General features: G+C 66.7%; 14 protein-coding genes. 7 read left to right on the top strand and 7 right to left on the bottom strand.

Annotated elements, in window-relative coordinates:
- Window positions 1-5 precede the first annotated feature (5 nt).
- Complete coding sequence (locus tag AR540_RS16730; RefSeq protein ID WP_059230345.1) at window positions 6-1,466, top strand: YdgA family protein; 1,461 nt, start codon at window positions 6-8, stop codon at window positions 1,464-1,466.
- A 600-nt stretch (window positions 1,467-2,066) separates the two neighbouring features.
- Here the strand turns inward: AR540_RS16730 and AR540_RS16725 are convergent.
- The 5 genes from AR540_RS16725 to AR540_RS16705 all read right to left on the bottom strand — a co-directional run bounded on the left by AR540_RS16725 (window position 2,067) and on the right by AR540_RS16705 (window position 5,385).
- Window positions 2,067-4,028, bottom strand: coding sequence for a DUF7844 domain-containing protein (locus AR540_RS16725; protein WP_082707034.1), 1,962 nt, complete (start codon window positions 4,026-4,028; stop codon window positions 2,067-2,069).
- Window positions 4,025-4,345 carry a DUF2388 domain-containing protein gene (locus AR540_RS16720; RefSeq protein WP_059230344.1) on the bottom strand — a complete coding sequence of 107 codons (321 nt, stop codon included), beginning with the start codon at window positions 4,343-4,345 and terminating at the stop codon, window positions 4,025-4,027. Before AR540_RS16720 ends, AR540_RS16725 begins: the two co-directional genes overlap by 4 nt.
- Window positions 4,346-4,379: 34 nt before the next feature.
- Window positions 4,380-4,679, bottom strand: a complete 300-nt coding sequence (locus AR540_RS16715) for a DUF2388 domain-containing protein (protein WP_059230343.1) — start codon at window positions 4,677-4,679, stop codon at window positions 4,380-4,382.
- Between the two features lie 102 nt (window positions 4,680-4,781).
- On the bottom strand, window positions 4,782-5,102 hold the full coding sequence (locus AR540_RS16710) for a DUF2388 domain-containing protein (protein ID WP_059230342.1): 321 nt from the start codon (window positions 5,100-5,102) through the stop codon (window positions 4,782-4,784).
- Window positions 5,103-5,175: 73 nt separating this feature from the next.
- On the bottom strand, window positions 5,176-5,385 hold the full coding sequence (locus tag AR540_RS16705; RefSeq protein WP_059230341.1) for a DUF1127 domain-containing protein: 210 nt from the start codon (window positions 5,383-5,385) through the stop codon (window positions 5,176-5,178).
- Window positions 5,386-5,644: 259 nt separating this feature from the next.
- Here AR540_RS16705 and argC point away from each other — a divergent pair, with 259 nt between their 5' ends.
- Window positions 5,645-6,598 (top strand): N-acetyl-gamma-glutamyl-phosphate reductase, encoded by a 954-nt coding sequence (gene argC / locus AR540_RS16700; protein ID WP_059230340.1) that lies wholly within the window; start codon window positions 5,645-5,647, stop codon window positions 6,596-6,598.
- 196 nt (window positions 6,599-6,794) lie between these two features.
- Here the strand turns inward: argC and yihA are convergent, their stop codons facing one another.
- Window positions 6,795-7,433: a ribosome biogenesis GTP-binding protein YihA/YsxC gene (gene yihA / locus AR540_RS16695; protein ID WP_059230339.1), complete on the bottom strand. Its 639-nt coding sequence runs from the start codon at window positions 7,431-7,433 to the stop codon at window positions 6,795-6,797.
- Window positions 7,434-7,635: 202 nt separating this feature from the next.
- Here yihA and AR540_RS16690 point away from each other — a divergent pair, with 202 nt between their 5' ends.
- The 3 genes from AR540_RS16690 (at window position 7,636) to AR540_RS16680 (ending at window position 11,031) form a co-directional block, all read left to right on the top strand.
- Complete coding sequence (locus tag AR540_RS16690; RefSeq protein WP_059230338.1) at window positions 7,636-8,265, top strand: thiol:disulfide interchange protein DsbA/DsbL; 630 nt, start codon at window positions 7,636-7,638, stop codon at window positions 8,263-8,265.
- A gap of 176 nt (window positions 8,266-8,441) precedes the next feature.
- Entirely contained in the window at window positions 8,442-10,220 is a 1,779-nt protein-coding gene (locus tag AR540_RS16685) for a GGDEF domain-containing protein (protein WP_059230337.1), read from the top strand.
- Between the two features lie 25 nt (window positions 10,221-10,245).
- On the top strand, window positions 10,246-11,031 hold the full coding sequence (locus tag AR540_RS16680; protein ID WP_059230336.1) for an N-acetylmuramoyl-L-alanine amidase: 786 nt from the start codon (window positions 10,246-10,248) through the stop codon (window positions 11,029-11,031).
- A 15-nt stretch (window positions 11,032-11,046) separates the two neighbouring features.
- On the opposite strand, the gene AR540_RS16675 is transcribed toward AR540_RS16680, so the two are convergent.
- Window positions 11,047-12,144 (bottom strand): GlxA family transcriptional regulator, encoded by a 1,098-nt coding sequence (locus AR540_RS16675; protein ID WP_059230335.1) that lies wholly within the window; start codon window positions 12,142-12,144, stop codon window positions 11,047-11,049.
- A 469-nt stretch (window positions 12,145-12,613) separates the two neighbouring features.
- Between AR540_RS16675 and choX the strand changes: the two genes are divergently transcribed.
- Window positions 12,614-13,552 carry a choline ABC transporter substrate-binding protein gene (gene choX, locus AR540_RS16670; protein ID WP_059230334.1) on the top strand — a complete coding sequence of 313 codons (939 nt, stop codon included), beginning with the start codon at window positions 12,614-12,616 and terminating at the stop codon, window positions 13,550-13,552.
- Window positions 13,553-13,823: 271 nt separating this feature from the next.
- Window positions 13,824-14,122, top strand: a 299-nt coding sequence (locus AR540_RS16665; RefSeq protein WP_330219595.1) for a glycine betaine ABC transporter substrate-binding protein, incomplete at its 3' end; no start/stop codon positions are given.

Below are 14,122 nucleotides of genomic sequence, written 5' to 3'. Positions count from 1 at the left end.
CACCTATGCAGAAACCCCTCCTCACCACCCTGGCCGGACTGGCCCTGGTGGCCGTCGGCACAGGCGTCGGCGGCGCCTGGTACACCGGTGGGCGCCTCGAAGCCGAATTGCGCCAGGCCGCCAGTCAGGCCCAGGCGGCGCTACAGGCCGAGATGCCGGAGTATCCGTTGCAACTCCAGCTGGCCGACTTCCAGCGCGGGCTGTTCAGCAGCACGGCCGTGTTCAGCTTGACCCTGCAACCCGAGGGGCGTCCCCCGGTGGAAATGCTGCGGGTACGAGACAGTATCCAGCACGGCCCCTTCCCGCTGGCACGGCTGAAGTCCCTCCAGTTGACTCCAGTGATGGCGGTCAACAGCTTCACCCTGGCCGATACGGCCACCGCGGCCGCCCTGTTCGGCCTGACCAAGGGCACCGAGCCCATCCGTCTCGACGCGACCCTGGGCTATGACCGCAGCGTCGACGGCCAGTTGATGATCGCCCCGCTGCACCTGGACCAGCCCCAGGGCGCCGTGGCCTTCTCCGGGCTGAACGCCAGCTTCCGCACCGACCTGGACGGCCGCCGGTTGCGCCTGGAGGGCACGGTGGGGCAATTCAGCGTCAACGTCCGCACCCCCGAGGGCTGGAGCAAGCTGGAAATGGAAGGCTTCGGCCTGACCGGCGACAACCACCGCAACGCCGATGGCTTCTGGCTCGGCCCGGGCCAGCTGCGCCTGGCGCGGGTCTCGCTGGCGATGCCCGGCAAGCCCGAGGTGCAAATGCAGGACCTGAACCTCCAGGGTGACACCCAGCAACAGGGACAACGACTGTCCGGGACACTCAACGCCAGCCTCGGTCGCCTCGACATCGCCGGCCAGACCCTGGGCAAGGCGACCCTGAAGAGTCACTACACCAATCTCGACAGCCCCGCCCTGGCCCAGTTGAACACCCTGCTCCAGCATCTGCAGTTGGACGCCGAGGAAGGCCTCGATCCCACCACCCAGGCGACCCTGCAGCAGCAGTTGAACGACGTGCTCGCCGCCCGCCCGCAACTGGTGGTGGATGAGTTGCGCTTCGACACGGCAGGCGGCAGCAACCAGCTGCGACTGGACCTGACGCTGGACAAGCCAGCGACCTACGACCTGCCGCCGGAGCAGCTGATCGCCCAGTTGCTGACTCGCCTCGACGCCCGTCTCTCGCTGGCCCGCAGCAGCCTGGTGGACGGGGTCCTGTTCCAGACCGGCGCCCCGCGCGACCAGCCCGCGCTACGCCAACAGGCCCAGGCCACCGCCGAGGCCCTGGCCAGCATCGGACTGAACAGCGGCCTGCTCAAGGCCGAGGGTGACGACCTGGTGGCGAGCCTGGCCTACGCCGCCGGCCGCCTGACCCTCAATGGCCAGGAGGTGCCGCCGGAGCGGTTGCTGGCACTGCTGGAGCGTCCGCAACCGCCGGCACCGGCCAAGCCCCAGGGCAAGCCGCCGAAGCGCTAGCCGGCACCGCTGAGGACGTCGGCGCTTTCTGGCAAGGGGAGAGTACCCGCTCGGCTAATACCTAATACCGGTCCGTTGAGCATTGATCGCAGTCCACCCTGCGCTCCCAGCTACCCTGACGATCACAAAAACGCCGCGTTCTCCTCGCCAGAGCGCGGCGTTTTTGCAACTGACGGCAGTGGGCAAATGCCAGGCTGTTGCATGGGCAACCAGCAGGATCTCTACCGCTCCCGCTTTATCGCGGCCATGGTCCGCTCCTACAAAGGCATCATCCCCTGTAGGAGCAACTGTCTTATCGCTGTGGGGATACCTCACGTAGCGTGGAAAACGGCGTAGCCTTTTCCACTGGAGACTTGGTGGCGAGGAGGCCCTCACCCCAACCCTCTCCCGAGGGGAGAGGGGGCTGTCCGAGCAGGCGTTCAGTTTCATCAGCCACGGCAAGATCACGTTAAACCGGCGTGCCTCTTCCTGTAGGAGCGGCCGCATCGACGGACCGCCATGGTCGCGATCGCACGCCTAACACCAGGTCCAGGCTCCACCCTTTAGCACACGACCCGCCAGGAAGGCTTGACTGATCGGCATTACTTGCTCAGTCCTTCCCTACTTCAGCTCCAGGCCGCCACTGGCCTTGTTCAGCTCGCGCAGGTGCTTGCCCAAGAGGTCGAGGTTGGCCTCGGTGAGATCCAGGCCGCTGCGAGTCTCCGGCGAGAGCAGCTGGCGCACCTCGTCGTTGAGGGTATCCCGGAGGCTGCGCAGATGGGCCTGGCGCTTCTGGCTCTCGGCGGTCAGTTGGTCCCACTCGCCGGGTTGCGGCAAGCCGTAGCCGTCGGTGCCGAGCAATTCGGCCGGGCGGCTGAGGTAGCCGCTGTCCTTGAGGATCTGCTCCAGGGCACCGCCGGCCTTGCCGAAGCGCGCCTTGTCCGCGGCGTCCTGGCCCAGGTAGCGATCCTTCAGCTCGGTCTGGGCCTGCAGCAGCGCCCGGCGATAGGCCGCCTGCTCCAGCAGCAGCAGGGCCGCGCTGGCCCGCAGATCGGCGCGCTGGAATTCGGCGCGGCGCTGCTGCGGGGTCAGGGCCAGCCAGGCCTCGACATCGGCCTGGGGCAGGCTCAGCCGCTCCCTGGCCACCTTGAACATGGCCTGGAAGCGCTCGCGGAAGCTGTCGAAGCGATAGCCCAGGCGCAGCGCCTCGCGTGGATCGTCCAGCACCGAGGTGTCCACCAGCCCCTTGATCCGCAGCGCATCCATCAGCCCGGTCGGGGTGATGACGTCGAGCTGGGCCTGGGCCAGTCGCGGCACCCCGTCGTGCAGCAGCTTGAAGGTCTCCACCGCGCAGTTGTTGGTGATGAAGTAGTAATGACCGTCGTAGCTCCAGTGGACCTGGGCGGTCCGCTCGAGGAAGTCGGCGATTTCCGGACGCGTCAGCTTGAGGGGTACGGATTGCAGACCCCGCAGCTCCACCTTGGTGTATTCGTCCACCACCTGGGCCAGCGGCAGCACGAACAGCCGCGAGGGATAGGAGCCGGTCAGGCCACGCCAGCTGGAGAGCTGGACGTCATTGACGAAGGCACGGAACGACAGCACCAAGTGATACTGCAGGTCCAGCCGGCAATCCGGGCCGAGCGGCCGCCCGGGGGCGCAGACCACCAGCCGCAGCATGCTGTGCCCCCAACGACTCATGACCTTTTCATTGCCCTCGGCCAGCAGGTAGTCCACCGCGTAGACCCGCGCCGGATCGAGCCAGCCCAGGGGCGCCTCGCCGAAGTCGTTGCCGGCGTTGAGATAGGGATAGCGGCCTGGACAGGCGTCGTGCGGCGGCGACCAGCCGAAGTGCTCGGCGAAGTAACGCTGCAGCGCCGGCCGGCGGCAGGCGTAGCTCGGATCGAGCAGGAAGTACTCCATGTTCACCGCCACGAATTCCTTCGGGTTGGTGACTTCATAGAGATCCGGGCTGCGCGCGATGAAGAGATTCTTCGACTCGCGGTTGCCGTGCTTGCGGGTCTTCACCTGCCAACCGGCCAGGTCCAGCAGGCGGGGATCGTCGGACAGGGTGTAGCTGCGCCCGGCCTGGCCCTGGCACTTCAGCGGCAACTGGTCGGAGTTCAGTCCCAGGCCGCCACAGGAGAGGATCAGCTGGCGCTGCGCGGGCGTCCAGACCTGCTCGCGATCGTAGAAGTGGGTCAGTTCATGGAGCACCGTGGCCAGCAGCTCGCGGTGCTGGGTGCCGTGGGGGCGACCGGTCTGGATGCGAGTGTCGCTGCCGTCCACCAGGCTCGGCAGCAGGCGGCGATTGAGCAGCAGGTTGCGCCGGTCCGCCTCGCCGTACGCCTCTTCCAGCAAGTCGCTGCTCCAGCGCACCGGGATGCGCTCGTCCAGCGCCGCCTTGAAGGTGGGCGGCAGCAGGGCCTGGGCTTCAGCCAGCAGCTGCTGGGTGGCCTGGATCTGCGCGGGCGTCAGGCCCTGGGTATCGAGTTCGAGGTGCAGGGCGGCCTGGGCCCCGCCGAGGGCCAGGCCGGCCGCGAGGCCAGCCAGCCACTGCCGCAGCCGGCCGGCGCGACAGTTCACAGCGCGAGGATGGCCTGGGCCAGCTGCAGATCGTTGGCCTGACGTGCCGCCGGGAGCTGGTCGCGCAGGCTGCGGAAGGCTTCTTCCAATTGCACGCCGCGGATGTCGCCGTTGCTGGCGACGAAGCTGGCGGCATCGCCGCGGGCAGCCTGGATCATCTTGGCGTCGCGGATGGAGGTGGTGGTATCGGAGGTGAAGTCGATGCTGCGCTGCAGCGCCCGCACCACGATGTTACTGGTGGCCACCAGGGTCTGGGCCTGAGCCAGGCTGGAAACGCCAAGGGTCAGGGCGGCGGCGATAAGCAGGGAACGGCGCATGGGTACTCCAGGGATGTCACGGAATTGAAACGGACTACTGACTCAGAATGGCCTCGGCGAGTTCCCGATCGCTCGCCTTGAGCGCCGGATCGGCCGCTCGCAGCGCCCGCAGGGTCTCTTCCAGCTGCGCGCCGCGCAGGGCGCCGTCAGTGGCGACGAAGGCCGCGGCATCGTCACGCGCCGCCAGGACCAGCTTGTTCTGGAAGGGGGCGGTGGTGATCTGGCTGGTGCCATAGATGGTCTTCACCAGACCCTCGGTGGTGGAGTCGAACGCCAGGACCGGCGTGGCGAGGCAGAGACCGAGCAGCAGCCCGGCAGAACGGCGGAAACACATGGATGGCGACCCTCCGGTGGCAGATGGTCGCCAAGGCTAACGCAGCCCCCCGCTCCGGGCTAGCCGGCACGCGCTGCAGGGGGTATTTCGCGGTGTTGCGATTCAGATGGCGAGGATTGCCTGGGCCAACTGTGCATCGCTGGCCTGGCGCAGTTCCGGCGCCTGGCTGCGCAGATGCCCCAGGGCGGCCTCCAGCCGTACGCCGCGGATGTCACCGGCGCTACCGACGAAACTGGCCGCATCGTCGCGGGCGGCCAGGACCACCTTGTCGTTCTTGAACGACCCCGTGATGGCCGAGGTGGCGTCGGACGTCGCGTCGATGGCGTCGACGATGATGTCCGTGGTGACGTAGAAACTCGAGGCCGAAGCGGCGGTGGACAGGCAGAACAGCGCCGCGGCGGCGCCCAGGTGCAGGCTTTTCATGGGGGGCTCCCGTCTAGATGTGCCTGAGTGAGACTGCCGCCGGCCCTGAGAAGTCTCATGGTGCCGCGCAATTTCATTCGCGCCAGAAGGGCTTGCCCCCTTCATGGTACTGGTCCGCCAGGTTCAGCCCCAGATCGGCCAGGGCCCGACCGTCCAATCGCTGCAACTGCCGACGCGTGGCGCAGCGGCGTTGCCAGGCAGCGAGCAACGCCAGCAGGGGGCGCAGGCCGTAGCGACGTCCAGGCGAACGGGCGGATGAAGCAGGGAGTGGCAGGCTGTCCATGGCGATCTCCAGGGCCGCGAGGGAGGAGAGACCAGCTTCGGCGTTGCGCAGCGAACGGACCAGTTACAGCGATAAATCACTGTAACTGTACAATTTAATGGATAATTGATCTGTATCCATTCGCCTCAGCAAGACCCTTCTACCCGGCTGCTCTGCACCGGTCCGTCGGTGGCCAACTGTATTCCCGCCCGACGTACCCCTGGCCCGCTCGAATCGCTACAATCGAGGCTTTCAGCGCCCATCCGCGAGAGGCACCGCCATGAGCTTCAAAGTTTTCGTCGACGGCCAGGAAGGCACCACCGGCCTGCGCCTGCTGGACTACCTGACCGGCCGTTCGGACATCGAACTGCTGCGCATCGACGAGAGCAAGCGCAAAGACCCGGTCGAGCGCGCGCGTTTCCTCAACGCCGCCGACGTGGCCTTCCTCTGCCTGCCCGATGCGGCCTCCCGCGAAGCGGTCAGCCTGGTGACCAATCCCAACACCTGCATCATCGACGCCAGCACCGCCTTCCGTACCGACAGCGGCTGGACCTACGGCCTGCCCGAGCTGGCCCCGGGTCAGCGTGAAGCCCTGCGCGCCAGCAAACGCATCGCCAACCCCGGCTGCCACGCCACCGCCTTCATCCTGCTGGCCCGCCCGCTGGTGGACGCTGGCCTGCTGACGCCGGAGACGCCGCTGTCGGCCTTCTCCCTCACCGGCTACAGTGGCGGCGGCAAGCAGATGATCGCTGCCTACGAAGCCGGTGGCGACGCTCGCCTGCAGAGTCCGCGCCCCTACGCCATGGGCCAGGGACACAAGCACCTGCCGGAAATGCGCGTGCAGAGCGGCCTCGCCGCGGCGCCGGTGTTCAGCCCCATCGTCGGCCCCTTCCTCAAGGGCCTGGCGGTGACCATCCCGCTGCACGCCAGCCAGTTGCGCCCAGGCACCACCGCGGCCGACCTGCAGGCGGCCCTGGCCCGTCACTACGACGGTGAAGCCTTCATTCGCGTGGCGCCGGTGGCTGCCGAAGCGGAGCTGGACGATGGCTTCTTCGACGTCCAGGCGTGCAACGACACCAACCGCGCCGATCTCTTCGTCTTCGGTAATGCCGAGCGCCTGACGCTGGTGGCGCGCCTGGACAACCTGGGCAAGGGTGCGGCCGGCGCGGCGGTGCAGTGCATGAACGTACACCTGGGTGCCGACGAGGGGCTGGGGCTGGCCAGCGGGCGCTGAGCGGCCCCGGGCTTTAGTCCGATTTTTCGTGGCCGGGGCGAACCTTTTTCATGGGGCCCCGTCTGAACAGCTGAACGGTTCGGATAGCCGTTCTGCTCCTTTGCTGTTTAGTGTTGGCAGATGCTGGACCGCCCCTTTGCGGTCCAGTCTTGAACTCCGGACTTCTCCCCTCCCCCGATGGAAGTCCGGAGTTTTTTTATGCCTCGGCGGCGCGCTCGTCCAGGCCCAGCCAACCGGCCAGCACCCGCAGGGCATCTTCCACCCCCTGGCGCTTGGGCGCCGAGAACAGCTGGATGCTGGCGGTATCGCCCCAGCCCTGGCGCACCTCGCGCTGCACCTTGAGCAGGGCGTTCTTCTGGGCGCCGAAGGCCAGCTTGTCGGCCTTGGTCAGCAGGATGTGCAGGGGCATGGAACTGGCCTGGGCCCAGTCCAGCATCAGGCGGTCGAATTCGGTCAGCGGATGGCGGATGTCCATCATCAGCACTACGCCGCTGAGCGAATGACGGCTGCTCAGATAGGCCTCCAGGTGCTCCTGCCAGTGCTGCTTGAGCGGGATCGGCACCTTGGCGTAGCCATAGCCGGGCAGGTCCACCAGGCGCCGCTCTTCATCGAGCGAGAAGAAGTTGAGCAACTGGGTGCGGCCGGGCGTCTTCGACGTCCGCGCCAGACTGGCATGGGTCAGGGTATTGAGGGCACTGGACTTGCCGGCATTGGAGCGCCCGGCGAAGGCCACCTCGCGGCCGCTGTCGGCCGGGCACTGCTCGACCTTGGCAGCGCTGATGAGGAAGGACGCCTGCTGGCACAGACCGACGATGGGATTCTTGAAGCTGGACATGGGCGTACTCGCGACCGCGCGGCAAAGCCGGCAGTATATCGGATGCGCCCGGCCAGGGCCGTGCCCACTGGCAACCTGAACGAAGCCTGAACACGGCCGGCGTCCAGCCGACGGGCGACTAGGCGTGGCGATGCGCCCGGCTACAATGCCCGCTGTCCGTAACGCCCGGTTGATGGGCGTGTCATCCTCCAGGAGTAGCCCCATGCGCAACCTGCTTTTCTCTGCCGTGTTCGCCGCCGCCAGCCTGTTCGGCGCGGCCGCCCATGCCGACGATATCCAGGCCGGCAAGCAGTACACCGAACTGAGCAGTCCGGTTCCGGTGTCCGAGCCCGGCAAGATCGAAGTGGTTGAGCTGTTCTGGTACGGCTGCCCCCACTGCTATGCCTTTGAACCCACCCTCAACGCCTGGGCCAAGAAACTGCCCGCCGATGTCGCCTTCAAGCGCGTGCCGGCCATGTTCGGTGGTATCTGGAACGTCCACGGCCAGCTGTTCGTGACCCTGGAAGCCATGGGCGTGGAAGCCAAGGTGCATGACGCCGTCTTCGCCGCCATCCACAAGGAACACAAGAAGCTGGCCACCCCCGAGGAAATGGCCGATTTCCTCGCTACCCAGGGCGTGGATCGCGACAAGTTCCTCAGCACCTACAATTCCTTCGCCGTGAAGGGCCAGGTGGAAAAGGACAAGAAACTGGCCATGGCCTACCAGATCACCGGCGTACCGACCATGGTGGTCAACGGCAAGTACCGCTTCGACCTGGGCTCCTCGGGTGGTCCGGACGAGACCCTGAAGGTCGCCGACTTCCTGATCCAGAAAGAACGCGCCGCCAAGTAAGACCCTGCCGCCGCCGCGTTCTGCGGCGGCGCCCCCTCAGCTCGTCCCTTCCAGGCGGCCTCCGGTCGTCCTGCTCAAACTTTCCCCGTACTGGCCGATACCCTAGCGACTATTCAGTCGGCTGGGCGCCTCGTCGTTCCTGCCTTCTAGCCACCTCAAGCCTTTGGAGCGGGCGGATGGAGCGCGCGGACGTCGAACGCTGGAAAAGCAAGTACCTGGAAAGCCTCGAGAACCTGGAGCGCCTGGAAAGCCGGTGGGAAAACCGCCTGGACCTGGTGCGCCGCGGTCTCGTGCGCAGCAGCCTGGCCGCCGAAGGCAACGACGTGGCGGTGGACGCCTGCCTGGTCGAATTGCGCGACATCCTCAGGCGCGACGACAGCGACGCCGACCTCGCCAAGCTCATCCCACGCCTGGAGCGCACGGTGCTCGACTCCGAGCAGCGCCGGGAACTGCGCACTCGCCAGGTCGCCGAGGCCTTCGCCGAACTCTGCCGCCTGCTGCTGAACCTGGAACTGCCCCGGGAGCTGCGCAAGGCCCTCAAGGGCTTCGCCAAGCGCGCCCAGGCCGCCGCCGGCCAGTCCGGCGAGCTGCCCGCCCTGCTGGGTGAGTTCAGTCGCCTGCAACAGCAGGCCCTGACCCATCTGCAACCCGAGCAACCCGCCCGCCCCGGTCTGCTGCAACGCCTGTTCGGCGAGCGCGGCGAGACGGGTTCCGAGGCACCGACCGGCGAAAGAACCGCACAGGATGCGGAACCCTTGTCCGCAGCCAGCGCCCCCCTGGCCGAACCCCAACCCCTGCTCACGCCGGACGATGCGCCTGCGACACAGGAAACACCGGCCGCTCTGCCGGAGCTTGCGACGGCCGCAGCCGATGACCCCGCCTACGCCCTGCCACCGGTCCCCGAGCCCGGCTACAGCGCCATCGCCCCGCACCTGGAAGCCACCCTGCTGCGGCTGCTCGATGACCTGGCCCTGCCCGACAGCCACAAGCCCCAGGCCGAGATCCTGCGGCAACGCATCCAGGGCAGCCTCAACTGGTACGAATTGGTACCGGTACTCGACGACCTGTCGGTGCTGGTCCTGGCGCTGAATCACTCCGGCCAGAGCGAATTCCAGCTCTACCTGCGCCAGCTCAACGAGCGGCTGGCCACCTTCCAGGCCGGCCTGGAAGACGTCCACGTCCATCGCCAGGACGGCCAGACCCAGGAGCGCGCCTTCGGCGATGCCCTGCGTGGCCAGGTCAACGAGCTGCAGAGCGAAGTGCAGGAGGCCACCGACCTGGACAGCCTCAAGCTATCCCTGGACAGCCGCCTGGAAGGCCTGCTGACCAGCCTCGCCGAGCAGCAGGCCCAGCGCGAGCACCGCGAGCAGGAAGCCAGCCAGCAGCTGAGCACCCTCACCGCGCGGGTGGCCGGAATGGAGCGCGAGGCCCAGCAGTATCGCGGCCATCTGGAGGAACAGCGGCAGAAGGCCCTGTGCGACCCCCTGACCGGCCTGCCCAATCGCGCGGCCTGGAGCGAACGCCTGGACCTCGAGGTGGCGCGCTGGCAACGCCATGGCGGCGACCTGCTGCTGGCGGTGCTCGACGTGGACCTGTTCAAGCGCATCAATGACGGCTACGGTCACCTGGCGGGCGACAAGGTGCTCAAGATCATCGCCAATGAACTGCAGCGCCGTCTGCGCAAGACCGACTTCATCGCCCGCTTCGGCGGCGAGGAGTTCGTCGTGCTGCTCGGCGCCACCCCGGTCGCCGGTGCGGTCACCCTGATCGAGCAGTTGCGGGCCGCCGTGGCCGCCTGCCCTTTCCATTTCAAGGGCGAACGCGTCGTGGTCACCCTGTCCGCTGGTCTAGCGGCCTTTGCGCCGGGCGAGGATGCCGATACCGTGTTCGAGCGTGCCGACCAGGCGCTCTACCGCGCCAAGCGCGCCGGACGCGATCGCCTGGAAGTGGCCTGACCCTGCCCACCCTCGCGAGGTAACCGTGCGTAACCTGTTCAAGCCCCTTTCCTGGCTGCTCTGCGGTCTGCTCCTGGCCGGCTGTGCCAGCGGGCCGCGCATCAACGACGACTACACCTCCCGCGACCAGGACAGCCGAGTGCAGTACATCGTGCTGCACTACACGGCAGCCAATTCCCAGCAGTCGCTCAAGCTGCTGACCCAGGCCGGGGTCAGCGCCCACTACCTGATCGATACCGACGGCACCGTCTACCGCCTGGTAGACGAGAATCGTCGCGCCTGGCACGCCGGCGTCAGCGAGTGGGAAGGTCGCACCTGGCTCAACTCCAGCTCCATCGGCATCGAGATGGTCAACCTGGGCTTTCGTGACACCCCGGCGGGACGCCAGTGGTATCCCTTCAGCGAAGCCCAGATTCAGGCCCTGATTCCGCTGCTCAAGGACATCGAACAACGCCACGGCCTGGATCGGCGCGCCATCGTCGGCCACAGCGACATCGCGCCCGGCCGCAAGCAGGACCCCGGCCCACTGTTCCCCTGGGCGCGTCTGGCTGCCGCCGGGCTGATCAACTGGCCCGACCCGGCCGTGGTCGCCCAGCGCCAGGCCAGCCTGGGCGGGGTGCTGCCGCCACCGGCCTGGTTCCAGGATCAGTTGGCACGGATCGGTTATGCGGTACCGCGCAACGGTGTACTGGATGCGGCCACCCGCGATGTCATCGGCGCCTTCCAGATGAAGTACCGGCCGGGCCGTTTCGACGGCCAGCCGGATCTGCAGACGGCGGCGCTGCTGCTCAGCCTGCCCAGCGGTCGCTAGGCGGCCTGAGGCGGCTTACAGCCGCACGCTGGCGAAGGTGGACTCGCCCTGGGCCTGGCTCAGGGCGGCGAGCGCCGAGGAGGCCGGCATCAGCGACAGTTCCTGGGACAGCGGCATCAGCGCGATGGGCTGCTGGATGGTCGGGCCCTGGCGCTCGTCACGCGGCGGGATGCCGAAGTATTCGCGGTAGCACTTGGAGAAGTGTGGGGTGGAGACGAAGCCGCACACCGAGGCGACCTCGATGATCGACAGGGTGGTCTGCTTGAGCAGTTGCCGCGCGCGGATCAGGCGCAGCTTGAGGTAGTAGCGCGACGGCGAGCAGTGCAGGTACTTCTGGAACAGTCGCTCCAGCTGGCGCCGGGAGACGTCCACGTACACCGCCAGTTCGTCGAGGTCGATGGGCTCTTCGAGGTTGGCTTCCATCAGCGCCACGATCTCCTGCAGCTTGGGCTGATTGGTGCCCAGCATGTGCTTGAGGGGCACGCGTTGATGATCCTGCTCGTTGCGGATGCGTTCGTAGATGAACATTTCCGAGATGGCCGCCGACAGCTCGCGACCGTGCTCGCGGCCGATCAGGTGCAGCATCATGTCCATCGGCGCGGTACCACCCGACGCGGTGCAGCGGTTGCGGTCGATGGTGAACAGACGGGTGCTGAGCACCACCCGCGGATAGGCCTCCTGCAGGGCCGCCAGGGTCTCCCAGTGCACGCTGCAATCGTAGCCATCGAGCAGGCCGGCACGGGCCAGGGCCCAGCTGCCGGTGCACACCGCACCCAGCTTGCGCCCCTGGCGCGCCTGGCTCTGCAGCCAGGTGCAATGCTCGCGCGAGACGCTGCGCTGGATACCCACGCCACCGCAGACGATCACCATGTCCATCACCGGGGCGGCGCTCACCGCGCTGTCCGGGGTGATCTGCAAGCCATCGCTCGCCCGTACCGGACGACCGTCCAGGCTCAAGGTGCACCAGCGATAGAGCTCGCGCCCCGACAGCTGGTTGGCCATCCGCAGCGGCTCCACGACCGAGGCCAGGGAAATCAGCGTGAAATTGTCCAGCAGCAGGAAGCCGATGGACTGGATGGCACGGGGCTGTGACGGGGACGGAATGGGCGACATGGTTAGGACTCTCCTTCACGCAGGCTGAGGCCCTTTCTCCGGGCTCTTTTGGGGTCCGGCTGACGGCTTGCCAATGGGCAAGGTGTCGCGGACGCATAAGTCATGTCGCAAATCCCATGCCGACATCGAGCGAACCTCACACGTCGCAGAGTGTCTGCGGCGGACAACCCGCGGCGCAGGGCGAAATGCCCTTGATTGAATAGGGATTTGTTTGCGACCAAACGAATCCGAGACCGACCCATCGCGTGGTGGCCTCTCGCCACATTGGCCGCTGCGGTAACACCAGAACGTAACCGGCACGCGCCAAAATGTAGCAACCCGACTCAAGAGGCACGGTTCTAGGTCAGGACTGGCGACCGTCCGTCGCCCTTCTGCTCGCTTGCGGCGCAAAGCCGTAATCAGCCGAGCCAGGCGGCGCGGTCCATGCAACCCCGGTCCTTCCCGACCTTTTCGATCCAAGGAGTCCAGGATGAAGATCTCTCGTTACCTGCTGCTATCCGGCCTGCTGCTGTGCGCCACCGCCCAGGCCGCCGAGCCCGAAAGCTGTCACGACGTACGCTTCGCCGACGTGGGCTGGAGCGACCTCGTGATTACCAACGCGATGGCCCGCTACCTGCTCGGCGCCCTTGGTTACGATACCGAGATCGTTCGCCAATCCTTGCCGAACAGCTACACCGCCCTGGCCAAGAACGATGCCGATGTCTTCCTCGGCAATTGGATGCCGGCCCAGGTAAAGGTCAGCCAGCCCTTCGTCGACAACGGCAGCGTCGAGCGGCTGCGCAGCAATCTCGAAGGTGCCCGCTACACCCTGGCCGTGCCCCAGGCCGCCTACGATGCCGGCGTGAAGACGTTCGCCGACATCGCCCGCTTCGGCGACCGCTTCGACCACACGATCTACGGCATCGAGAAGGGCAATGACGGCAACGGCCTGGTCCAGAAGATGATCGCCACCAATGCCTTCGGCCTGGGTGGCTTCAAGCTCGACGAATCCAGCGAACAGGGCATGCTGACCCAGGTGCGGATGAAGGAATTGCTGAAAAATCCGTGGATCGTCTTTCTCGCCTGGGAACCGCACCCGATGAACATCCGCCACAAGCTGGCCTATCTCGATGGCGGCGACGACTACTTCGGCCCCAACCAGGGTGCTGCCACGGTCTACACCGTGGTCCGCAAGGGCTATGCCCAGCAATGCGCCAACGTGGGCCGGCTGCTGTCCAACCTGGTCTTCACCCCGGCCATGGAAAACATCCTCATGGATCGGGTGGCCAACGAGCAGGAGAATCCGCGCCGAGCGGTACGCAACTGGCTCAAGCAGAATCCCGATCAGCTGGAAGCCTGGCTCAAGGGCGTCACCACCCGCAGCGGCGCCCCGGGCAACGTCGCGGTCAAGGCCAGCCTGGCCAATTGACCAGGACAGCCGGCGCCGCTCCGTCGCGAGTCGCGGAGCCGGCGCGGTCAGCCATCCGGCAGCCGCGAATCGTGGAAACCGACCACCGCCGCCGATGCGCGGAGCCAGGGTTCGCGGAGTTCAAGCTGGATACGACATTCCCGCTTCTGGTTACGACGCTGCGCACTCTGGTAGCGACGCAGGCGGTAGGCGAGCCAGGGGGGATAGGTTACAGATAAATACACGCGGGGCTGGCCAGAGGACACCCCGGCAAACGCAAGGGGATATGTCCATGAAAGATTTTTCACGTTGGCTCCTGGGTGCAGTGCTCCTGACCCCGCTCGTCGGCCAAGCCGCCGAGCCGGCGGCCTGCGGCACCGTGCGCTTCGCCGACGTGGGCTGGACGGACATCACCGTGACCACCGCGGTGACCAGCGAAATACTGCGCGCCCTCGGCTACCAGACCACGACCAACATGATTTCCGTGCCGGTCACCTACAAGTCCATGCAGAACAAGGACATCGACGTCTTTCTCGGCAACTGGATGCCCAGCATGGCGGCCGACATCAAGCCCTATGCCGACAACGGCAG

It is taken from the genome of Pseudomonas sp. EpS/L25 (assembly GCF_001512295.1).
GTDB lineage: Bacteria > Pseudomonadota > Gammaproteobacteria > Pseudomonadales > Pseudomonadaceae > Chryseomonas.
The sequence above is the reverse complement of the archived record's forward strand: the minus strand, read 5'-3'. Positions and strand labels throughout refer to the sequence as shown.